The sequence below is a fragment of the Streptomyces sp. NPDC007917 genome (genome assembly GCF_042959105.1).
Lineage (GTDB): Bacteria > Actinomycetota > Actinomycetes > Streptomycetales > Streptomycetaceae > Streptomyces.
In genome coordinates, this window is sequence record NZ_JBIBKK010000033.1 from 34,416 (window position 1) to 54,298 (window position 19,883).

19 protein-coding genes and 1 pseudogene are annotated in these 19,883 nt (G+C 70.6%); 10 read left to right on the plus strand and 10 right to left on the minus strand.

Annotated elements, in window-relative coordinates; translation table 11 throughout:
* The first annotated feature begins 392 nt into the window (after positions 1-392).
* Complete coding sequence (locus ACFZDL_RS40520) at positions 393-656, plus strand: hypothetical protein (protein ID WP_353595533.1); 264 nt, start codon at positions 393-395, stop codon at positions 654-656.
* A 696-nt stretch (positions 657-1,352) separates the two neighbouring features.
* Here ACFZDL_RS40520 and ACFZDL_RS40525 read toward each other — a convergent pair.
* From ACFZDL_RS40525 to ACFZDL_RS40535, 3 genes and pseudogenes are all read right to left on the minus strand, one after another.
* On the minus strand, positions 1,353-2,186 hold the full coding sequence (locus ACFZDL_RS40525; RefSeq protein WP_353595532.1) for a PIG-L family deacetylase: 834 nt from the start codon (positions 2,184-2,186) through the stop codon (positions 1,353-1,355).
* A 330-nt stretch (positions 2,187-2,516) separates the two neighbouring features.
* Positions 2,517-3,446: pseudogene (locus ACFZDL_RS40530) on the minus strand (mandelate racemase/muconate lactonizing enzyme family protein); the annotation flags it as partial.
* 239 nt (positions 3,447-3,685) lie between these two features.
* Positions 3,686-4,060: a DUF6223 family protein gene (locus ACFZDL_RS40535; protein ID WP_353595530.1), complete on the minus strand. Its 375-nt coding sequence runs from the start codon at positions 4,058-4,060 to the stop codon at positions 3,686-3,688.
* Positions 4,061-4,290: 230 nt separating this feature from the next.
* Between ACFZDL_RS40535 and ACFZDL_RS40540 the strand changes: the two genes are divergently transcribed.
* Positions 4,291-5,418, plus strand: a complete 1,128-nt coding sequence (locus ACFZDL_RS40540) for a sensor histidine kinase (protein WP_353595529.1) — start codon at positions 4,291-4,293, stop codon at positions 5,416-5,418.
* Positions 5,415-6,077, plus strand: coding sequence for a response regulator transcription factor (locus ACFZDL_RS40545; protein ID WP_353595528.1), 663 nt, complete (start codon positions 5,415-5,417; stop codon positions 6,075-6,077). Before ACFZDL_RS40540 ends, ACFZDL_RS40545 begins: the two co-directional genes overlap by 4 nt.
* On the opposite strand, the gene ACFZDL_RS40550 is transcribed toward ACFZDL_RS40545, so the two are convergent.
* On the minus strand, positions 5,983-6,351 hold the full coding sequence (locus ACFZDL_RS40550) for a recombinase family protein (protein WP_353595527.1): 369 nt from the start codon (positions 6,349-6,351) through the stop codon (positions 5,983-5,985). The two genes, ACFZDL_RS40545 and ACFZDL_RS40550, sit on opposite strands and share 95 nt — an antisense overlap.
* 42 nt (positions 6,352-6,393) lie before the next feature.
* Here ACFZDL_RS40550 and ACFZDL_RS40555 point away from each other — a divergent pair, with 42 nt between their 5' ends.
* Positions 6,394-6,663: a hypothetical protein gene (locus ACFZDL_RS40555; RefSeq protein ID WP_353595526.1), complete on the plus strand. Its 270-nt coding sequence runs from the start codon at positions 6,394-6,396 to the stop codon at positions 6,661-6,663.
* 186 nt (positions 6,664-6,849) lie between these two features.
* Here the strand turns inward: ACFZDL_RS40555 and ACFZDL_RS40560 are convergent, their stop codons facing one another.
* Positions 6,850-7,938, minus strand: coding sequence for a HAMP domain-containing sensor histidine kinase (locus ACFZDL_RS40560; RefSeq protein WP_353595525.1), 1,089 nt, complete (start codon positions 7,936-7,938; stop codon positions 6,850-6,852).
* On the minus strand, positions 7,931-8,626 hold the full coding sequence (locus ACFZDL_RS40565; RefSeq protein WP_353595524.1) for a response regulator transcription factor: 696 nt from the start codon (positions 8,624-8,626) through the stop codon (positions 7,931-7,933). The genes ACFZDL_RS40560 and ACFZDL_RS40565 overlap by 8 nt, the downstream gene beginning before the upstream one ends.
* Before the next feature lie 129 nt (positions 8,627-8,755).
* Here ACFZDL_RS40565 and ACFZDL_RS40570 point away from each other — a divergent pair, with 129 nt between their 5' ends.
* Complete coding sequence (locus ACFZDL_RS40570; protein ID WP_353595523.1) at positions 8,756-9,109, plus strand: hypothetical protein; 354 nt, start codon at positions 8,756-8,758, stop codon at positions 9,107-9,109.
* Between the two features lie 23 nt (positions 9,110-9,132).
* The gene (locus ACFZDL_RS40575; RefSeq protein WP_353595570.1) at positions 9,133-10,215 is read left to right on the plus strand and encodes an endonuclease/exonuclease/phosphatase family protein; all 1,083 of its coding nucleotides are present in this window, start codon (positions 9,133-9,135) and stop codon (positions 10,213-10,215) included.
* 74 nt (positions 10,216-10,289) lie between these two features.
* Here ACFZDL_RS40575 and ACFZDL_RS40580 read toward each other — a convergent pair whose 3' ends face one another.
* A complete protein-coding gene (locus ACFZDL_RS40580; RefSeq protein WP_353595522.1) occupies positions 10,290-12,728 on the minus strand; it encodes a glycoside hydrolase family 95 protein in 2,439 nt (812 codons plus the stop codon).
* A gap of 591 nt (positions 12,729-13,319) precedes the next feature.
* Between ACFZDL_RS40580 and ACFZDL_RS40585 the strand changes: the two genes are divergently transcribed.
* Positions 13,320-14,318, plus strand: a complete 999-nt coding sequence (locus tag ACFZDL_RS40585; RefSeq protein ID WP_353595521.1) for an NAD-dependent epimerase/dehydratase family protein — start codon at positions 13,320-13,322, stop codon at positions 14,316-14,318.
* A gap of 32 nt (positions 14,319-14,350) precedes the next feature.
* Here the strand turns inward: ACFZDL_RS40585 and ACFZDL_RS40590 are convergent, their stop codons facing one another.
* Entirely contained in the window at positions 14,351-15,463 is a 1,113-nt protein-coding gene (locus ACFZDL_RS40590; protein WP_353595520.1) for a HAMP domain-containing sensor histidine kinase, read from the minus strand.
* 2 nt (positions 15,464-15,465) lie between these two features.
* Complete coding sequence (locus ACFZDL_RS40595; RefSeq protein ID WP_353595519.1) at positions 15,466-16,221, minus strand: response regulator transcription factor; 756 nt, start codon at positions 16,219-16,221, stop codon at positions 15,466-15,468.
* A gap of 126 nt (positions 16,222-16,347) precedes the next feature.
* On the opposite strand from ACFZDL_RS40595, the gene ACFZDL_RS40600 reads away from it, so the two are divergent.
* Genes ACFZDL_RS40600 through ACFZDL_RS40610 form a run of 3 tightly spaced genes read left to right on the plus strand, consistent with a single transcriptional unit; the run spans position 16,348 to position 18,226 of the window.
* Positions 16,348-16,827: a glycosyltransferase gene (locus ACFZDL_RS40600; RefSeq protein WP_353595518.1), complete on the plus strand. Its 480-nt coding sequence runs from the start codon at positions 16,348-16,350 to the stop codon at positions 16,825-16,827.
* Positions 16,824-17,441, plus strand: coding sequence for a DUF2064 domain-containing protein (locus ACFZDL_RS40605; protein WP_353595517.1), 618 nt, complete (start codon positions 16,824-16,826; stop codon positions 17,439-17,441). Before ACFZDL_RS40600 ends, ACFZDL_RS40605 begins: the two co-directional genes overlap by 4 nt.
* A complete protein-coding gene (locus tag ACFZDL_RS40610; protein ID WP_353595516.1) occupies positions 17,438-18,226 on the plus strand; it encodes a class I SAM-dependent methyltransferase in 789 nt (262 codons plus the stop codon). The genes ACFZDL_RS40605 and ACFZDL_RS40610 overlap by 4 nt, the downstream gene beginning before the upstream one ends.
* 337 nt (positions 18,227-18,563) lie before the next feature.
* On the opposite strand, the gene ACFZDL_RS40615 is transcribed toward ACFZDL_RS40610, so the two are convergent.
* Positions 18,564-19,850 carry a molybdopterin-dependent oxidoreductase gene (locus ACFZDL_RS40615; protein ID WP_353595515.1) on the minus strand — a complete coding sequence of 429 codons (1,287 nt, stop codon included), beginning with the start codon at positions 19,848-19,850 and terminating at the stop codon, positions 18,564-18,566.
* Positions 19,851-19,883: the final 33 nt, after the last annotated feature.

Sequence of the window (19,883 nt, forward strand, 5' to 3'; positions counted from 1 at the left end):
CCCGAGCCAGGCGGGTCACGTCATAACCGGCGTCGGTCACGATCTGGATGTCCGGACTCCCGGACTCCCGGACTCCCGGACAGCCACTGGCCGGCCGTGATGAGCCGCTCAACGACGTCGCGAGGACGGCCGGCGGCGACGGCGGTGCAGCGTCCGGGCCCGCCTCAACTCGGCCTTCATCGCCACCTTCTTTGTCGGCGGTGCCCTGGGCGTGACTCCAAGCCCGGTGCGGCCCGTCCTCACGGACTGCACCAGGCCAACGCCGCCGTGGGGTGCCCTCGCGGAACACGCCCGCACTCACCCTCGCGTGCAGTGGCAAGCGCAGAAGGTCTGTGTCGGCGGCGGGCAGCGTTCAGCATCGAAGTGGTAGAACCGGGATGATTCGGGCGGCCATGTTCGCATTGCTCGCTGCCGGCAGCAACGCCACGGGAACCGAGCTGCAACGGCGAGCGGCCCTGGGTGTGCCGGACTCTCCGGCCCGCCTCGGCCTCGTCCGACACCTCCTGCGCAGTCCGGCCTGGTTCGGCGGGATCCTGGGGAGCGTCTTTGCCGCGCTCTTTCAGGCTCTGGCCCTGAACGCGGGGACCCTGGCGGCTGTCCAGCCCGTCTTTGTCCCCGATCTTCCCCTGGCTCTCCTGGCCGGCAGCGGGGTTTAGGCGGCTCACCCTTGCCTCCGCCGTGAGACAGTCTCGCGCCCGCGAGCCTGTCCCACGGCGACTTCGCGACAGCTCCGCCGACCACTGCCGTGGTCCGCAGTGCAGCCGATCGCGGCACGGCGGCCACCACCCCAGCCCCCGGGCAGCGCGTTCCGCCCTGGCTCGGCGCACCGCCACGGCACGGGTGGTCTCAGCATCACGGCGGCGCTGGACGCGCGCTGCCTCGAGCGGGGCCGACTGGTCGTCCGAGCGCGCCTCCGCCTCCGCCTCCGCCTCCGCCTCCGCCTCCGCGAACCTACGCCGACTCAGCTCGCGCATCGCTCGGGTCTGCCGCTCGACTGCCTCCGCGATGGCCGGGTCGATGCGCCGCTGGGCCGCGGCAGCCTGCGCCGTGGTGTTTTGCTGCACTGGGTGTCATGGCCCGGGGACGGCTCGCCTGTCCTGGCGCCGCCCGCCTGCAACGCGGATCCTGCGCAGCGGTAGGATCTCGCGGTTCGTGCCGGAGGCGGTTGCCAGGCGGTTTGGGGACGAGCGCGGTGTCAGGTCGGAAGTGCGGGCACGCGTCGACGCCGCCGTCGGCGAGGGCCTGGACTCGGGCTGCCGGAGCTGATCTCGCGTGGATGAGCCTCCGGGTGTGTGACCCGCTTGACCGCGCCGTGCGGTCGATGCGCTTCCCCGGCCGGTCGGGCGGGCGGATCAGCGCAGTCCGGCGAAGAGATCGTTCTCGGGTACGGCCGCGCCGGTGGCGTCCTGGACACGTACGAAGGTCTCCATGCCCATCAACTCGCCGAACCTCTCCTTGCCCATCTTGAGGAAGAAGATGTTCTCGCCCTGACTGGCGTGCGCGGCCAGCGCGTCGAACTTCTGACCGCTGAACCCGGTCGTGTCCACCCACGTGGTGATCTCATCGTCGGGGAGGCCGATCTCGGCCAACGCGGCGGCCTCGGCAGGATCCGGCTCCGGCATGTCCGGATGAAACTCGCGCATGACCTCGCCGAACCGCTGCATCATCGAGCGGGGCATCGTGGTCCAGTACACCTTCGGGACCAGCGCGGTCATCTCCAGCGCCGCCATCGTGATGCGGTGGGCCTGGATGTGGTCGGGGTGGCCGTAGAAGCCGTTCTCGTCATAGGTGACGACCACATCAGGTCGGTAGTGCCGCATGAGTTCCGCGAGTCGGGCCGCGCCTTCCTGCACAGGGGTCTGCCAGAAGGATCCGGCGGCGTCGTTGCTCGGCCAGCCCATCATCCCCGAGTCGGCATAATCCAGCATCTCCAGATCGCTGACCTTCAGGACGTCACAGCTCGCCTCAAGTTCTTGACGGCGCATCAAAGCGACCGCCGCCGGATCGTGCCCGGGATCGCCCGGCTTGACACCCCCCGGCCCGTCACCGCAACCGCCGTCGGTACACGTCACGAGAACCGTCCGGATGCCCTCCGCCGCGTACCGCGCGAGGACCCCTCCGGTTCCGGTGGCCTCGTCGTCGGGATGGGCGTGTACTGCCATGAGCGTCAAGGGCCGGTCAGTCATGAAACAATCCTCCTGCAGAAATACGTCGTGGTCCAAGTGTGCGGTGGGTGTACCGCGCTCTTGGGGCCCGGATCCTGGTGGGGCGGGCGACCTTGTGGTCTCCGTGTTCCCCGCCCGTGCGGCGCCGGTCCCTCGGTCGATGCAACCGCGCCGACCGGACCGGCTGTTCCCGGCGCGGCCGCTTGGCCGCACTGGGCAGCCGCAGCGAGCCGGCCCTCCAGCCGCAATTCATCCACACCCCGGCCCAGCTGCTCCAGGCGATGCGCGCCATGCAGCTCGAAGCCGGCGGCCTGTCCCTGCGGGAGCTGGAGGGGCAAGGGGTGCTTCCCACGGAGGGACCGCCACGCCGAGGCCGGGGAGGTCCGGTACGGCGAGCACGCCGTCGGTGATGGCGAGTGGCTCGGTGAGCAGGTCGTCGCTCATGTCCAGGAAGTTGGAGAGTTCGCCCGGACGGCGGGCGGACGAGGCGTGGGCGGCGCCGAAGACCGCCGTGCACACCGTGCCCAGCTGGCCGTCGATCTGATTGCCCATGACGACCTCGGCGCCCATACCCTCGCACTGGAAGAGCACGCGCTGGGAGTGGGTGAAGCCGGTGCGGGCGGTCTTGATGCTGATCGCGGTGGCTGCTCCGTCCAGGAGCGAGCGGGTCACGTCGGCGGGAGTGGTGGCGGATTCCTCCGCGACGAACGGCACGGGGCTGTTGCGTACGAGCCGCCGGCGGCCCAGGACGTCGTCGGCGGGGCACAGTTCCTCGGCCAGCGTGATGCCGATCGCGTCGAGCTCTCGCAGGGCCGCCGCCGACTCGGAGGCGGTCCAGCCGCGGTTGCCGTCCACGTACAGCTCGGCCTCACCACCCAGGGCGTCGCGCAGGGCCCGGCACACCTCGATGTCGAGCCGGACCGGGCGGCGCCCGACCTTCACCTTGAAGGTGGTGATGCCGTACGTGTCCCGCGTCCGCTCGGCCTCCGCGGCCATGCGCTCCGGGGTGTCGAAGCCGAGCATGTGGGCGACCCGCATCCGGTCGGACCAGCCGCCGAGGAGTCGGCTGACCGGCAGCCCCAGCGACTGTCCCGCGATGTCCCACAGGGCCATGTCGATCGCCGCCTTGGCGGCCGGGTCGCCCACCGTGCGGTGCAGCCGGGCGTGGATCCGCTCGCGGGCGAGGACATCCATACCGGTGAGCTGGGGGGCGAAGATCCGCTCGATCACGCCGGTCACGGAGGCCTGTGTCTCGCCGTAGGTGGCCCGGGGGCGGCGGGGCCGAGGATCGCGTCGGCGTCGGACAGCAGCTCCAGCAGCCGGGCGCGGGCCGCGCGGGCGGCCTCCAGGGCCGCCCGGCCTCGGTGGTCTGGGGCGCCGCGGTCCTGGCCCTCGGCGCCGCCGCCTACGCGGTCCGGCGCCTACGCGGTCCGGCGCCTACGCGGTCCGGCGCCTACGCGGTCCGGCGCCTACGCGGTCCGGCGTGCGGTGGCCGCACGCACGCCGTGACCCGGTGGCGGTTAGACGGGCATCCGATCGGCGGGCCGGTCGGCGAGGTGGCATCGGGTCAGCGCCCGGCGGCCGAGGAGCACGGCGCCCAGCCCCAGCGGGATGGCCACGATGGCGCCGACGAGTCCGTTGCCGGTGCCGGGACCGCCATTGGAGGTGGCCAGGTGCAACACCGCAAGGGCCGTGCCGGCCATGCCCACCGCGATGGCCGACATCCCGCCGGTGCGCGCGTTGCCAGTGCTGATCCGGCCGTCGGCTCGGGCCAGGGCCAGCCAGCCGATGGCCAGGCCGAGCAGCCCTACCCCGAGGGCCAGGTTGGCCCCGGTCCGCCCGTCGCCGATGATCCCGCCCTCGGCGGCCGCCATCAGCGCTGCTGAAGCACTCATGCCGCTCTCCTCCTTCTCCGTCGCTGATTGCGAGGTTCGATGTGCCTTGAGCATGCGAGCCGGGCCCCCCGCCGGTCGTCCAGCAGGTGCAGGCACTTCCCGCTGCCGCCGCTGCGGGGAGGCGGATACTGCGGATGCGGCAGACGGCGCGGTGGTACCGCGCACGCGGTAGCCGACCGCTCGCCCATGAGCCGGACGCGCCCACAACCGCATCCGGCTACGGTGCCCCCATGGGCAAAGGACGGTTCGCTGTCCCGGCCGGGGTCACCGACTGGGCGATCGCTGTGGGCGTGGCGGCGCTGCTGCTGGGCACCGGGCTGTCCGGAACACACCCGTCCGGGGGCCGCGAGCTGCTCGGCTGTGCGCTGCTGGCGGCCGGCGGGCTGGCGCTGGCCGCGCACCGCCGGACGCCGCTCGTGGTCCTGGCCGTCACCGGGCTGTGTGCGGTGGGCTACCTGGGGGCCGGGTTCGAGGTGCTCTCCGTCGCGTACCTGGTCGCGGTCTACGGCGCGGTACGCGCCGGACACCGTGCCGTCACGCTGGCTGCCTCCGCAGGCCTGCTGGCCATGCTCCACCTCACGGCTCTGGTCTTCCACGACGGTCCCGCGCGCGAGGTCGTGGCGCGGGCCCGGAACACCCTTGAGGTCGCCTGGCTGATCGCCGCCTTCGCCGCCGGGGAGGCGGTGCGGCAGGCCGAACGGCGGGCGGACGAAGCCGAGCGCACTCGCGAGGAAACCGCCAGGCGCCGCGCGGATGAGGAGCGGCTGCGCATCGCGCGGGAGCTGCACGACTCGCTCACCCACCAGATCTCGGTTATCAAGGTGCAGTCCGAGGTCGCGGTCCACGTGGCCCGGCGGCGGGGCGAGCAGGTCCCGGAGGCCCTGCTGGCGATCCAGGAAGCCGGCCGGGAGGCGAGCAGGGAGCTGCGCGCGACCCTTGAGGCGCTGCGCGACGACGACACCACCCCACCGCACGGACTCGGCCACATCCCCAACCTGGTGAAACGGTTCCGAACGACCGGCCTGGAGACGACGCTGACGATCGCAGGACATCCGCATGCCGTGCCGGCCGCGGTGGGCCGTACCGCTTACCGGATCGTTCAGGAGTCGCTCACCAACGTCGCCCGGCACGCCGCCGCGACCACTGCCTCAGTGCTCATCGATTACCGGCCGGACACCCTCGCCATCCGTGTCGACGACAACGGAAAGGCCACCTTGCACCCCCCGCCGACGCCCGGCCTCGGGCTGCTCGGCATGCGCGAACGCGTCACAGCCCTGGGCGGCCGACTGCACACCGAGCCGCGCAGCGCGGGTGGCTTCACCGTCCAGGCCGAACTCCCCACGAACGGAGCCTCGTGATCCGTGTCCTGCTGGTCGATGACCAGCCGCTCATCCGCAGTGGCTTCCGCGCGCTACTCGACCTCGAAGACGACATCAAGGTGGTGGCCGAGGCCGCCAATGGCCAAGAGGGCCTGGTGCTCGCCAAGGAGCAGCTGCCCGACGTCGCTCTCATCGACATCCAGATGCCCGTCATGGACGGCATTGAAGCGACCCGGCGCATCGCCGCGGACCCGGCCCTGGCCGGCGTACACGTCGTCATGCTGACCAACTACGGCATGGACGAGTACGTCTTCAACGCGCTGCGCGCCGGCGCCGCCGGCTTCCTCGTCAAGGACATCGTGCCAGAGGACTTCCTGCACGCCGTACGCGTCGCCGCCCGCGGCGACGCCCTGCTCGCGCCCGCGATCACCCGCAAGCTCATCGACCGGTACGTCACCCAGCCGCTCCTCACCCGCGTCGGCACCGGGCTGGAGGAGCTGACCGGCCGCGAACGCGAAGCGGTCGCCCTGGTCGCCCAGGGCCTGTCCAACGACGAGATCGCCGACCGCCTGGTCATGAGCCCGTTGACCGCCAAAACCCACATCAACCGGGCCATGACCAAGCTCCACGCCCGCGACCGCGCCCAACTCGTGGTCCTCGCCTACGAATCCGGTCTGGTGACCCCGCGCGCCTCCTAACCCCCACGCGCCGTTGACCGGCCAGGGCGCGCCAGCGACTCGTCGCCCAGCGGAAGGCGTGGCATGCTTTCAGTTCCGGGCGCAGGTCGGTCTTGCCGGGCTTCTTGTCGGAGAAGACCTTCCGGCACTCGGCGGCTGTGAGGGCGTCGATCTGTCGTTCGAGCTTCTGCCCGCCGGTCGACACCCGTGCGTAGCCGATCTTGACCTCGGTGCGGACGAGCGGCTCGGCAACGAGGGGTTCGGGGTGACCGGACGGCTCCGGAGTGGCACTCATGATCCCGGGTCATGTCGGAAAACTGTGGTCCGGGGTGCTTGAATGACCCAGGTTTTCGAAGGCACTCTCGCCCTCGTCGGGCTGAAAGGCGGCCACGTAGACCAGGGCATCGACGACCAGCGCACCTGGCTGTTCGGCGTGCTGCGCGACCTCTCGGCCGCCATGGGCCACCCCGACCTCGACCACGCCGTACGCGTCCTCGTCCTGCTCCATGACGGCGCGTTCCAGGCCTCCGAACTCGACAACGCCAAGGCTGTCCGCGAAACACTGCGCCGCGCCGTCGACGAGGTGTTCCCCGCTCAGGACGGCTGACGACGGTCCGCCGCTGCGAGTGATCCCCGCTCATCGGGCTTGCCATCTGCCGCTTGTGGCTTCCATCGGACCGGGCACCGACCCGCAGCTCTTTGGCGATCACCGTGTTCGTCTCACCGTGCTCAAGCTCAGAATCGGTCAGTGACCGTCTGCTCAATGGTGGCGGCGCACCAATTCGCTGACTCATTACTTGTCGGTGTGCGGAGCTATCACGGGTAGTTCCACAGTGATGCGGATCCCGCCGGCAGAGCGCGGGGTGAGGGTGAGTGTTCCGTCGTGTGCCTGGGTGATGGTTTTGACGATTGTCAGGCCGAGTCCGACGCCTGCGTGGTCGGTGTGGATGCGCTCGGTGCCGCGTTGGAATGGTTCGGTGAGGGTCGCGACACGCTGCGGGGCGAGCTGCTCGCCGGTGTTTTCGACAGTGAGCACCACAGTCTTGGGGCGGATGCTGGTGTTCACCCACACGGTGCCCTGTTCAGGCATGTTGTGGACGATCGCGTTGTGCACGAGGTTCGTGGTCAGCTGCAGCAGGAGCGCGGGCGATCCGCTCGTGGGGGTGATGCCGCCGGTGGTCTCGATGGTGATGCCGTGCTTTTCCGCGAGGGGCAGGAGTGTCTCGGTGGCCTCTTCCACCACGAGGGACAGGTCGACGCGTTCCCTGGTGAAAGCTCGCTGCTCGGCGCGGCTGACCAGAAGCAGTGCCTCAGTGAGGTCGATCGCTCGGGTGTTGACGGCGTGCAGGCGGTCGATGAGTTCGCCGATGTCACGGTTCGGATCGGTGCGGGCCACGTCGAGAAGTGCCTTCGAGATCGCCAGCGGGGTGCGCAGCTCGTGAGAGGCGTTGGCGGCGAATCTTTGCTGTTCGGCGACGTGTACTTCGAGCTGTGCGAGCATCGTGTCGAAGGCATCGGCGAGTTCGCGGAACTCGTCCCTGCGGCCCGGTAGCCGGATCCGGTGGGAGAGGGATCCGGCCGCGGCCACGCGTGTGGCGTCCGTGATGCGGGTCAGGGGGGTGAGCATGCGGCCGGCGAGGATCCAGCCTCCCAGGAGACCGAACACCAGCAGGAACGCCATGACCACAGCTGCCCCCGACGCGAAGTTGAGTGCGAGCTGGGAGCGGACCTGCAATCCGCCGATGCCGGCTGTCACGTCGGGCAGGTCCCTGAGCAGGAAAACCCACACCGCCGCGACCATCAGGACACCGGCGAGCATGAGGAATCCGGCGTAGCTGAGGGTGAGCTTGAGGCGAACGCTCAACCCAGGCCCTCTATCCACGTGCTCCTCCTTCGTCTCCCGCCTCCGGTTGCGTTTTGATGCGGTAGCCGACGCCCGGCACGGTGGCGATGATCCAGGGTTCGCCGAGACGCTTGCGCAGGGCCGAGACGGTGATGCGCACGGCGTTGGTGAACGGGTCGGCATTCTCATCCCACGCGCGTTCCAGGAGATCTTCGGCGCTGACGACACCGCCTTCTGCAGCGACGAGGACGTCGAGCACCGCGAACTGCTTCCTGGTCAGCGCGACGTAGCGGCCGTCCCGGTAGACCTCGCGGCGGAACGGGTCAAGGCGCAGCCCTGCGATCTCCCGCACGGGAGGCCTGATGTGGGCGCGCCTGCGGTCGAGTGCTCTGAGCCTGAGTGCGAGTTCCTGGAGTTCGAAGGGTTTCGTGAGGTAGTCATCCGCTCCGAGTTCGAACCCGGAGGCCTTGTCGTCGAGCCGGTCGGCCGCGGTGAGCATGAGGATCGGCATGCCGCTGCCGGAGGCGATGATCCGTCGGGCGATCTCGTCACCGGACGGTCCGGGGATGTCGCGGTCCAGGACGGCGATGTCGTAGGTGTTGATGCTCAGCCTTTCCAGAGCGGTGTCGCCGTCACCTGCGATATCGGCCGCGATCGCTTCCAGGCGTAGACCGTCGCGGATGGCTTCTGCCAGAAAGGGTTCGTCCTCGACGATCAGCACACGCATGTCATCAAGGCTACGAGTCGGCACATATCGTCGGCATATCGAAATCCGCATACGTGCCGCCAACACCGAGCTGCCTTGACTGGCGGCATGCATCGAACACCGCCTTCAGTACGAACAACGAGCCGCCCGATGCGCTGGCTCTTGGGCGTCAGCCTGTACGTCGTCATAGCAGTGATCACCGCGGCCCTCGGCTACCAGGTGCCGAAGTCCTCGTCCCTCCGCCAGGCGGCAACGGCTGCCGCGGACGACGGAGTCGAGTTATGGGTGGCCACCGCGGAGACGTCTGCGCACGTGTCCGGGGACGCGGCCGACCTCGGGCGCTGCAACGCGACGGTGTGGCTGGCCGAGCACGGTGCCGAGTACGGGCTGTGCCAGATCTACCGGAACGAACCGTGGCACTACGAACGGCGCACCGATGCGGTCGACGGTGGCTGCCCGCGTGTATATGCCGACCCCACCCAGGACCCGAGGATGCAGCAGTGACCGGCAGTGAACGAGGACAGACGATGGTGCAGGTCGACACGGCGGAGCAGACCGGGCAGGAAGGCGTCGGCCGCCGGGACACCGGCTGCGGTGCCTGGCGCGCGGGCATCCGCCGGGTGATCCGCATCGGCTCCCGGCCGGGGCCCTGGAAGCGCGGCCTGGTGCTCGCGGCGCTGGCGCTGCTGCTGGGCCTGTCCATGCTGCTGCACGCGAAGATCCCGAACCGGATCGGGAACCTCGGCAGCCTGGTGGAGACCTTCCTGCCGTGGTTCGGCCTGTTCATCCCGGTGCTGCTGGCCGGGGCGCTGTGGCGCCGCTCCGCCTCCGCGGTGGTCGCGCTGCTGTTGCCGGTTGCGGTGTGGCTGAACCTCTTCGGCGGGCTGCTCATCGACAAGTCCCACCCGGGCAGCGACCTCACCGTGGTCAGCCACAACGTCAGCGCCGACAACCCCGACCCGGCCGCCACCGCCCGCGACCTGGCCGCCTCCGGCGCGGACGTGCTGGCGCTGGAGGAGATCACCCCGCAGGCGAAGCCGCTGTACGAGAAGGAACTGACGAAGGCGTACCCGCACCACACGGTGCAGGGCACGGTCGGGCTGTGGAGCAAGCTGCCTCTGTCGGACACCCAACCGGTCGACATCAAGATGGACTACGGGCCGCTGGCGGAGACCAAGCCGGTCGACATCAAGATGGCCTACACCCGGGCGCTGCGCACCACGGTGGCCACGGACCAGGGTCCGCTGGCGGTGTATGTCGCCCACCTGGGGTCCGCACGGGTGAATCCCAGGGTGGGCTTTTGGACAGACTCGCGGGATCGAGGCGCGCAGGCGCTCGGCAAGGCCATCGCCGCCGAGCAGAATGAGCGGGTGGTGCTGCTCGGCGACCTGAACGGCACCATGGACGACCGCGCGTTCGCCGACATCACCTCGCAGCTGCGCTCGGCCCAGGACGCGGCCGGCAACGGCTTCGGCTTCAGCTGGCCGGCAAAGTTCCCGGTGGTGCGGATCGACCACATCCTGGTCCGCGGCGTGAAGCCGGACAGCTCGTGGTCGCTGCCGGCCACGGGCAGTGACCACCTGCCGGTGGCGGCCGGAATCAGCTGGTGAACACCGCGGATGCGGGGGATGAGCCCGCTCCTGCCTGCCACCGGCGGCAGGCACGAGCGGTCGCGAGGCGGTGCTCAGCCGGCGGCGTTCAGGCGGTACGCCGCCCCGGGCTCCGTGTCGAAAACGATCAGCCCCGGCTCCGGGCGCCGTGTCCGGACCCGACGGCCGTGCGCGGTCACCTTCAGATCCGTCGCGGACCGCAGTGTCACCTGGTTGCCGGAGCGGGAACGCAGCTCGCCCGTCAGCAAGGCGCCCTGGCCCCACGTCAGGTCCACCTCGAAGCCACCGCGCGCCAGCAGACCGCGTACCCGGCCGTCGAGCAGGGCCGGCGGAAGCGCGGGCAGCAGATGCAGCTCACCCGCGTGGGACTGGAGCAACCACTCCGAAATGCCCGCCGTCGCCCCGAAGTTGCCGTCGATCTGGAAAGGCGGGTGCAGATCGAAGAGATTCGGCGCGGTGCGCTCGGGGGTGAGCAGGTCGGTCAGCAGCTTGTAGGACCGCGCCCCCTCCTCCAGCCTTGCCCAGAAGTTGATCTTCCAGGCGAGGGACCAGCCGGTGCCCGCGTCACCGCGCTGCTCCAGGGTCGTGCGCGCCGCGGCGAACAGCTCCGGGGTGCCCCGCTTGGTGATCTGGTTGCTGGGGTGCAGACCGTACAGGTGCGAGACGTGCCGGTGGTTCTGCTCAGGAGCAATCGCGTCCCAGTCCTCCTGCCACTCCTGCAACTGGCCCTGGGCACCGATCTTCATGGGCGGCAGTTTCTCGCGTACGGCCCGCGCCTCGGCCCGTATCCCGGCGTCCACGTCTTCGCCGAGGAGCTCGGATGCCTTGATGAACCCGTCGAAGAGATCACGCAGGATCTGGTTGTCCATGGTGGGCCCGGCGCAGATGGACACGTCCGTGTGGTGGGCGTGCTCCGGGGAGACCGCGGGGCAGGTAACGAGGTGTCCGCCGGCCGGATCGGGGACCAGGGTGTCGAGGAAGAACCGCACCGCGCCCCGGAGCACCGGATAGCGACGACGCAGCGCCTGCTTGTCGCCCGTGAACAGATAGTGCTCCCAGATACCGGTCGCCAGCCAGGCGCCGCCGGTCTGCCACATGCCCCAGAACGCACCGTCCACCGGTGCCGTGCCGCGCCAGGCGTCGGTGTTGTGATGGGTGACCCAGCCTCCGGCCCCGTACTGCAGCCGTGCGGTTGTGGCCCCGGCGACCGACAGCTCCGCGAGCAGGTCGAAAACCGGTTCCCAGCACTCCAGGAGGTTGGTGACGGGTGCCGGCCAGTAGTTCATCTCCGTATTGATGTTGATCGTGTACTTCGAGTCCCAGGACGGGCTGAGCGAGTCGTTCCAGATGCCCTGAAGGTTGGCGGGCTGGGTACCGGGCCGTGACGAGGAGATCAGCAGATAGCGCCCGTACTGGAAATGCAGGGCGATCAACTGCGGGTCGGCGGTTGAGGCGAAATTGGCCACTCGTTCGTCGGTGGGCAGCGCCGCCGCGTCGGTCGTGCCGAGGTCGAGTGCGACCCGCCGGAACAGGCTCTGGTAGTCGGCGACATGGCGCTTCCGGAGCCGTGCGTACGGGACGTCCGACGCGGCATTGAGGGGGGCGGTGGCGCGGGCGGCGTGGTCGCCGGTCGGGTTCCGGTAGTCGGTGTAGCTCGTGCCGACCGAGACCAGCAGGGTGACGGAATCGGCCCCCGTCACCGTGAGAGTCCCGTCCTCGCTGCTGACCGTTCCGCCGTCGGCCCGGGCGCGGGCCAGCGCCCGGAACCGTACCTGCCCGGTGATGCCCTCGCGGGTCTGTGACGTTCCGTCGATCGCGACGGTGATCCGGTCGGGCGAGGACGCGGTCACGGTCTGAGGGCTGTCGAAGGCCGCGGTGAAGGACACGGACCCCGGCGCGTCCGCGGTCAGACGCATGACGATCACCTGGTCGGAGTGGCTGGCGAAGCACTCACGGTGGTAGGTCACGCCACCCTGCGCGTAGCGCACGGAGGTGACGGCGGAGTCGAGGTCCAGGGTGCGCCGGTAGTCTCCGACCTCGCCCCCGGCGTCGAAGGCCAGTCGCAGGTTGCCGACCGTCTGGTACATCAACTCGCCCTTGGGGATACCGAGAAAGTCCGAGTCGATCAGGGACTGGGCGGCATCCCATTCCCCGGCGAAGACCCGCCTCCGGATCTCGGGCAGACTGGCCAGGGCCTTCGGATTGGCGGGCTCGTACGGTCCGCCCGCCCACACCGTGTCCTCGTTCAGCTGCAGCAGTTCACTCTCAGCGCCGCCGAAGACCATCGCCCCGAGCCGTCCGTTGCCGATAGGCAGCGCCTCCAGCCACGCGGAGGCCGGACGGGGATACCAGAGCACGAGATCGCCGGGTCTCGTGTCGAGCCCCGGTGCGCCCGACGCCGACGTCCAGCCGGCGTCGGGCCCTTCGGCCGCATACGCACCACTGGACAACGCCACGTCCGCCACACCGGCACCGGCCATGGTCGACCATGCAAAGAAATGTCTGCGGTCCATGCCAACAGCTTCAACTCATAGGATGTCTGCTGTCGACGGGCAGGTCCGACTTTCGATGGTTTTCGATACCGGACCTATCCGCCGCCCCCTTCCGCAGCACGGCTCGACACGATGGCCACGAACCTCACTACAGAGAAAGTCACAGGTGAGTGCCGCTTCGGGTTGGCTCATCCAGGTCGACGGATACCGCACTGCCAGCTCCACGCCCGCAGTCGGTGGAGCGCTTGCGCCGCTTCGCGACGATCAGTGAATGACCGGATGTTTGCCAGGCCGGCAGCATATCCGCGTGACCGTCTCGCCGGTGTACAAGATCGTCCGCAAGCTCTTGTCCATGCACGCGGGACACCGGGCCTGTCACCGACCACGACGTCCCCGCCGACGGCCGAGAAAAATCCGGAGCGAAGTGCTGGGCGTGTCGGTCGGTCCGGGTTCTGGCCCGTCGATGTGTGTGTCGCCGTACGGTCCCGGGCTGCGTCGGCGGCCTGTGACGTACCGCCATGCTCGCCGGACGCAGTCACGTTGTCTTACGGACTCGTGACGTGGTGGGCGCGGTCCCGTGGGGTGGCGGGGGTGCCGCCCTACCGTGGGCGCATGCGTGTATTGGTCACCGGCGGTGCCGGGTTCATCGGGTCCCATGTCGTCGAGGCGCTCCAGGCGCGCGGGCACGAGCCCGTCGTGTTCGATACGAGCGAGGACGTGGGTGCGGACGTGCGGGACCGGGACGCGGTGGTGCGCGCCCTGGCCGGGGTGGACGCGGTGTGCCATCAGGCCGCGATGGTCGGGCTCGGTACGGGGTTCGCCGACGCGGCGGAGTACGTCTCCCGCAACGACCTCGGCATTGCGGTACTGCTCACCGCCATGGCCGAGCAGGGTGTACGGCGGCTCGTGCTGGCCGGGTCGATGGTGGTCTACGGGGAGGGCCGGTACACGTGCGAGCGGCACGGGGTGGTGCGGCCGGGGCCTCGGACCGTCACCGATCTGGAGGGCGGGCGCTTCGAGCCGCGCTGTCCGGTGTGTGGGGAGGAGTTGTCGCCCGGTCTGGTCGCCGAGGACGCCCCGGCCGATCCGCGCAACGTGTACGCCACGACCAAACTCGCCCAGGAACATCTGGCCGCCGCGTGGGCACGGTCGACGGGCGGGGCGGCGGTCTCGTTGCGCTACCACAACGTGTACGGACCCCGGATGCCCCGGGACACGCCCTACGCCGGGGTCGCCTCCTTCTTCCGTTCGGCGCTCGCCCGGGGTGAGGCGCCGCGCGTGTTCGAGGACGGCCGGCAGCGGCGGGACTTCGTGCACGTACGGGACGTGGCGGCGGCCAATGCGGCGGCGCTGGAGGCGGATGCCGCCGTCGGTGTGCTCACCGCGTACAACACCGGCAGCGGCGAGCCGCACACGGTCGGCGAGATGGCGTCGGCGCTGGCCGTGGCGTACGGCGGGCCCGAACCGGTCGTGACCGGGGAGCACCGGCTGGGGGACGTGCGGCACATCACGGCGGACTCGTCCCGGTTGCGGTCGGAGCTGGGGTGGAAGCCGGAGGTCGGGTTCGAGGAGGGCATGCGGGAGTTCGCGCGGGCCGGGATGCGCTCGTAGGGCCCGTGGTGGGCCGGTGGAGCTGTCCGCGTTCAGGAAGCCGCTGCGGGCAGCACCACTTCGAAGCGGCAGCCGCCGGGGATGTTCCGGACCGTGGCGCGGCCCTGGTGGGCCTCCACGATGCCGCGGACGATGGCCAGGCCGAGCCCGGCGCCTGCCGGAGGCGTGCGGGCGTGGGTGCCGCGCCAACCGGTGTCGAAGACGCGGGGCAGGTCCTCCTCGGGGATGCCGCCGCAGCCGTCCGTCACGGACACCACCACACCGTCGGGCAGTCGCTCGGCGGCCACCATGACCGTGCCGTCCGCGGGGGTGCGCCGGATCGCGTTGACCAGGAGGTTGCCCAGCACGCGGCTCATCTCCTTGCCGTCCACCTCCACCGGCACCGGCTCGACGCGGTCCCCGACGAGTCGCACCCCGTGTTCGTGGGCCAGCGGATACACCCCGGCGAGGGCATCACCGACCAGGTCGTAGACGGACATCCGGGAGGGCGACAGGGCCAGGGTGCCGGCATGGATGCGGGAGAGTTCGAAGAGGTCGCCGACCATGTCATTGAGGCGTTCGACCTCGGTACGGATCTGCTTCAGGTAGCGGCCGGGGTCGGTGGCGACGCCGTCCTCCAGCGCCTCGGACATGGCGCGCAGGCCGGCGAGCGGTGTGCGCAGGTCGTGCGAGATCCAGGCGACGAGTTCACGGCGGGAGGACTCCAGGGCGCGCTCGCGCTCCCGGGACTCGGTCAGTTTGGCACTGGTGGCCTCCAACTCGCGGCTGAGGGAGGCGAGTTCGGCTGTGACCGGACCGTCGGGCGCCGTGAAGTCGCCGCCGTCACCGAAGGAACGGGCGGCGAGGGCGAGTTCACGGCTGCGCGCGACCACCCAGCGGCCCAGCAGCATTGCGGTGGCCAGGGAGACGACGGCCGCCATCGCGACCACCGTCGTGACCACGGACAGGTCGTGTGCGGACAGGAACATCGCCTGTGCCACGGCCAGTGTGCCCGCGAGCATCGCGGTCACGGCGACAGAGGCCACCACGGTGAGTGAGGTGGTCAGTGAACGGCGCCGCAGCAGCCGCAGTGTTCCCGCGCCGAGCAGCCCGGCCGCGGCGGCGCCGAGGAAGGCGTACAGGGCGATGAGGAGGGTGTCGCGCATGATCACTTCTCGCCGTCGTTCCGTGTGCTGGTGGGGTCGAAGCGGTAACCGACGCCCCATACCGTCTGGATCAGTCGAGGCCGGGCCGGATCGTCCTCGACCTTGTTGCGGAGCCGTCGGACGTGGACCGTGACGGTCGACAGGTCGCCGAAGTCCCAGCCCCACACCTCCCGCATCAGGTCCTCGCGGCTGTACGCCCGGCCCGGATGGCGGAGGAAGAACGCGAGCAGGTCGAATTCGCGCAGGGTGAGGGTCAGTTCGTCACCGTTCTTGGTGACGCGGCGGGCAGCCGGGTCGACGGTGAGTCCGGCCGCGCTGAGGGTACGCGTTCCCGCGAGGGGCCGCGTGCGGCGCAGTACGGACTCCACCCTCAGCACCAGCTCCCTCGGGCTGAACGGCTTGGTGACGTAGTCGTCGGCGCCCACCTCCAGGCCCAGGATGCGGTCGTCCTCGTCGCCGCGGGCGGTGAGCATGATGACCGGGACGGGGCCGCGCCCGCGCATCCGGCGGCACACCTCCAGGCCGTCCATGCCGGGCAGCATCAGATCGAGTACCACCAGGTCCGGCCAGTGCGCGGCGGCGCTGGCCAGGGCGGTCGGCCCGTCCCCCGCGCGGTCCACCACATACCCGGCGCGATCCAGGTAGCCCGAGACGACCTCCGCGACTGTGGGATCGTCGTCGACAACGAGGACACGGGCGTCCCCGGTCCCTCTGCCGGCGGCCACGTCCGCCACCGACTCGTACGGCTGCTGTTCCATACGGCCAGCCTCGCACCGCGCGCTCTTCCACGTCGCCCTCCAGCCGCCCGCGGGTACCGACGTCCGTGTTTCGTAAGGAGCCGGAGTCTGTTATGTACCTTTCGTGTTCGTAGGGTGAGAGCCGTGATGACCTCTTCCACACCCGAGGACGTCGATGTCGTCCTCCCCTGTCCGAACGAGGCCGAGGCACTCCCCTGGGTACTCCCCCGCATTCCACCCCGGTGGCGCGCGCTGGTCGTGGACAACGGCTCCACCGACGGCTCGGCGGACATCGCCCGGGAACTCGGCGCGACCGTCGTCCACGAGCCGCGCCGCGGTTTCGGCTCCGACCTCGGTCCCCTGCGCGCCGCATGCCGCGAGCCACTGCTCGCCCTCGGTCTGACCGACCGGCGCAGCGGCTACCCGCTTGAGATGGTCGTGCGGGCCGCCGACGCGGGCTGGCGTGTCACCGAGCACGACGTCCCCTGTCTGCCGCGCGCCGGTGTCTCAAAGGTGACGGGCACCTGGCGCGGCACCTGGCAGGCGGTACGGGACATGAGTCGCGTTCCGGCCGAGGCGCCCGTCGTACCCGCTGCGGCCCCAGCACACGCGGGAGGAGGCCGATGACCACCCTGCTCGTCATCGCCAAGGAACCGCGCCCGGGACGGGTGAAGACCCGGCTCACACCGCGCTTCACGCCCGAGGAGGCGGCGGCGCTCGCCGAAGCGGCTCTCACAGACACCCTGCGCACGGTGGCCACGGCACCCGCCCGGCGCCGGGTCCTGGTCCTCGACGGGGAGACCGGGCCCTGGCTGCCGCCCGGTTTCGACGTCGTACCGCAGAGTGCGGGCGGCCTCGACGAACGGCTGGCCGCGGCCTTCGCGGGCTGCGACGGCCCGGCCCTGCTGATCGGAATGGACACACCGCAGGTCACCCCGGGCCTGCTCACAGTGGACTTCGACGGGTGTGATGCCTGCTTCGGTCCGGCCGAGGACGGTGGCTTCTGGGCGCTCGGGCTGGCACAGCCGGACCCGGAGCTGCTGCGCGGGGTCCCGATGTCGACGCCCGCCACCGGCGCCGTTCAGCGCGCCCGGCTCGTCGCGGCGGGTCTGCGAGTGCGCGATCTGCCGAGCCTGCGGGACGTGGACACGCCCGCCGACGCCGAAGCGGTCGCCGCGATGGCGCCGCGCGGCTGCTTCGCCGCGGAACTGGCCCGGCTGCGGGCGGTCAGCGGTCGATGAGCACAGCGTATGAGGTGATGGCGCGGGACACCTCCGAGCACAGCTGGGCCGCCGACCCCTACGCCGACGCCCTGCGGGCCGGACACGGCCCCCTCTTCCTCCGCCGCGACGACGGCTGGCTGCTGCCCTTGGACGTGGAGCGGTGGTGTGCGCGCGCCGACGCCGTGGACCTGCGGATCCTGGACCGCTGTGAGGGTGCCGTCCTCGATGTCGGGTGCGGTCCGGGACGGCTGGTCGCGGAGCTCGCCGCCCGGGGCCGGAGGGCGCTCGGCATCGACGTCAGCGAGGCCGCCGTCGCCCACACCGTACGGCTCGGCGGGCAGGCGCTGCTGCGCTCCGTCTTCGAACCGCTCCCGGGCGAAGGCCGGTGGGGCAGCGCCCTCCTTGTCGACGGGAACCTCGGCATAGGCGGCGATCCGTGCGCCCTGCTCGAGCGGCTGGCCCGGCTCCTCGTCACCGGCGGCCTGCTGATCGCCGAGACGGCTCCTGTGGACATCGACGAGCGCGTCAGCGTCCACCTCGTCGGCGTCACCGGTGGTACCAGCGCCCTGGGCGCCGCCGACGCCCCGTTCCCCTGGGCCCGGCTCGGCACCCCGGCGCTGCTCCGGTACGCCCGCCCGCTGGGCTGGCTCCCCGTCGATCAGTGGTCGGCCGGTGGCCGTTGCTTCGTCGCCCTGCGCAGCCGCAGCACCAGCAGCAGCGCCGAGCCACCGAAGAACACGGCTGTGATCAGCAGCCAGCGGGCGAGGAAGCCGTCCCCGGGCAGCCCGGTCGTCGACGGGTAGTGGTCCGCCACCCGGCCGCTGATGAGCGGGAACCACACGAGCAGGAGCAGCCCTGACAGGGCGGCCGGGACCCGGACGTACATGGCCCACCCCCGGTGGCCGACCGCGCCGAGCCACCGTACGACCGCGCGGTCCGCCACCGCGTACAGCGGCAGCAGCACCAGATCGTGGACCAGCGCCGCCCCCACGAACCACAGCGCCACCTGGAACCAGTCACCCGCCAGCAGCCGCGTCCCCGCATACCCGGCCAGCGCGAACGAGCAGGCCAGAAGCAGAAGTTGCAGTGGGCTGCCCACCTTCACACCACGTCGCATCGCAGATCTCCTCGGAAGTCCCCTCACAGCCGGCCGAACCTCATCCGGGCGACCCACTTCGTATTGAGCACGCCCGGCGCCGCCGGCACGATGATCCGGGCCGGGTAGCCGTGGTCAGAGGTCAGCGGCTCACCGTTGACGTCCAACGCCAGCAGGGAGCGCGGGTCCCGTACCTGGTTGGCGCGCAGGGCCGCCCGCCGGAAGGCCCCGTGGCGCTGGAGGGACTCCACCAGAACATCGGGCGCCGCGTCCGCGTCATATCCCACCAGGGCGGCGAGATCCCGCAGCGGTACGCCCCGCCACCACTGGTCGGAGGTCGACCAGCCCTCCACACAGGCAATGGGCAGCGACGAACTGGACAAGGGAAGGTCCAGCAGCTCGGCCCGGCTCAGCCGGACAGTCCCAACGGGCCCGGTGACGGCCAGCTGCCACGCCTCCTCACTCGTCTCCGCGGCACTGATCCCCCGGGACGCGGCCGTCTTGTTGATCTGGAAGCCGCCGGGGCCGTCTCCTGGATCGGCTCCACCGTGCGGCGCGAGCAGGGCTGTCCGCCGCAGCGGGCCGCCGAAGCTCTGTCCTGCCGTGGTCCCGAACAGCACCAGCGCACCACCTCCGACCAGCCACAGCCCACCGCGCCGGGACACGGTGGGCTCCATGGGCCGCGGGGAGACCAGCGGGAACTCCCGCTGCGCGCCGGTCTCCTCCTGCGTGCTCTTGCCCTCCCGCATGCGACGCAGATTCCGTACGGCAGCCGGCGCCCGCAGCACCACGTGCACGAGGAACGCGGCGAAGAACACCCATGCCCCGTAGAAGTGCAGCGGGTAGAAGGAGCCGGGGAAGACGTAGTCCAGCTGGATGTTGAGCACGCCCGTGACGAATTCGAAAAGCGCGCCACCGACCAGCAGGAGCAGCGAGATCCGCTCCAGGGCATGGGCGAGAGACCGGGCCGGCGGGAGCGCGAACAGCTTCGGCACCACCGACCACAGCTTGGCCAGCAGGACGGGGATGAGCGTGATGCCGAGCGTGACATGGACGCCCTGGGTGAGCCGGTACAGCCAGGGCGGATCGGTCGGCCAGGCGAACAAATAGAAGCCGAGCAGTCCCTTGTCCGGGGTCTTGTCGTTGACCGGTGACAGGTCTGGGTTGTAGGCGGCGTACGACAGCAATCCCGTCACGAAGAGCACGGTGATCCCGCCGAGCAGCAGGACGCCGAGGACCGAGGTGAACCACGGACCGCGCAGCGGACTGCGCCAGAAACCGGGGGAGGTGGGCGAGGCGGGCGAGGTGGGTGGGGCGGGCAACCGTGACATGCGCCGACCGTAGGCCGGAACAACAGGGGAGAG

Coding starts and splice junctions, on each gene's coding strand:
- ACFZDL_RS40520 (WP_353595533.1), top strand. CDS start 393: ATGTTCGCATTGCTCGCTGCCGGCAGCAACGCCACGGGAACCGAGCTG.
- ACFZDL_RS40525 (WP_353595532.1), bottom strand. CDS start 2,186: ATGACTGACCGGCCCTTGACGCTCATGGCAGTACACGCCCATCCCGAC.
- ACFZDL_RS40535 (WP_353595530.1), bottom strand. CDS start 4,060: ATGAGTGCTTCAGCAGCGCTGATGGCGGCCGCCGAGGGCGGGATCATC.
- ACFZDL_RS40540 (WP_353595529.1), top strand. CDS start 4,291: ATGGGCAAAGGACGGTTCGCTGTCCCGGCCGGGGTCACCGACTGGGCG.
- ACFZDL_RS40550 (WP_353595527.1), bottom strand. CDS start 6,351: ATGAGTGCCACTCCGGAGCCGTCCGGTCACCCCGAACCCCTCGTTGCC.
- ACFZDL_RS40555 (WP_353595526.1), top strand. CDS start 6,394: ATGACCCAGGTTTTCGAAGGCACTCTCGCCCTCGTCGGGCTGAAAGGC.
- ACFZDL_RS40565 (WP_353595524.1), bottom strand. CDS start 8,626: ATGCGTGTGCTGATCGTCGAGGACGAACCCTTTCTGGCAGAAGCCATC.
- ACFZDL_RS40570 (WP_353595523.1), top strand. CDS start 8,756: ATGCGCTGGCTCTTGGGCGTCAGCCTGTACGTCGTCATAGCAGTGATC.
- ACFZDL_RS40575 (WP_353595570.1), top strand. CDS start 9,133: ATGGTGCAGGTCGACACGGCGGAGCAGACCGGGCAGGAAGGCGTCGGC.
- ACFZDL_RS40580 (WP_353595522.1), bottom strand. CDS start 12,728: ATGGACCGCAGACATTTCTTTGCATGGTCGACCATGGCCGGTGCCGGT.
- ACFZDL_RS40585 (WP_353595521.1), top strand. CDS start 13,320: ATGCGTGTATTGGTCACCGGCGGTGCCGGGTTCATCGGGTCCCATGTC.
- ACFZDL_RS40590 (WP_353595520.1), bottom strand. CDS start 15,463: ATGCGCGACACCCTCCTCATCGCCCTGTACGCCTTCCTCGGCGCCGCC.
- ACFZDL_RS40595 (WP_353595519.1), bottom strand. CDS start 16,221: ATGGAACAGCAGCCGTACGAGTCGGTGGCGGACGTGGCCGCCGGCAGA.
- ACFZDL_RS40600 (WP_353595518.1), top strand. CDS start 16,348: ATGACCTCTTCCACACCCGAGGACGTCGATGTCGTCCTCCCCTGTCCG.
- ACFZDL_RS40605 (WP_353595517.1), top strand. CDS start 16,824: ATGACCACCCTGCTCGTCATCGCCAAGGAACCGCGCCCGGGACGGGTG.
- ACFZDL_RS40610 (WP_353595516.1), top strand. CDS start 17,438: ATGAGCACAGCGTATGAGGTGATGGCGCGGGACACCTCCGAGCACAGC.
- ACFZDL_RS40615 (WP_353595515.1), bottom strand. CDS start 19,850: ATGTCACGGTTGCCCGCCCCACCCACCTCGCCCGCCTCGCCCACCTCC.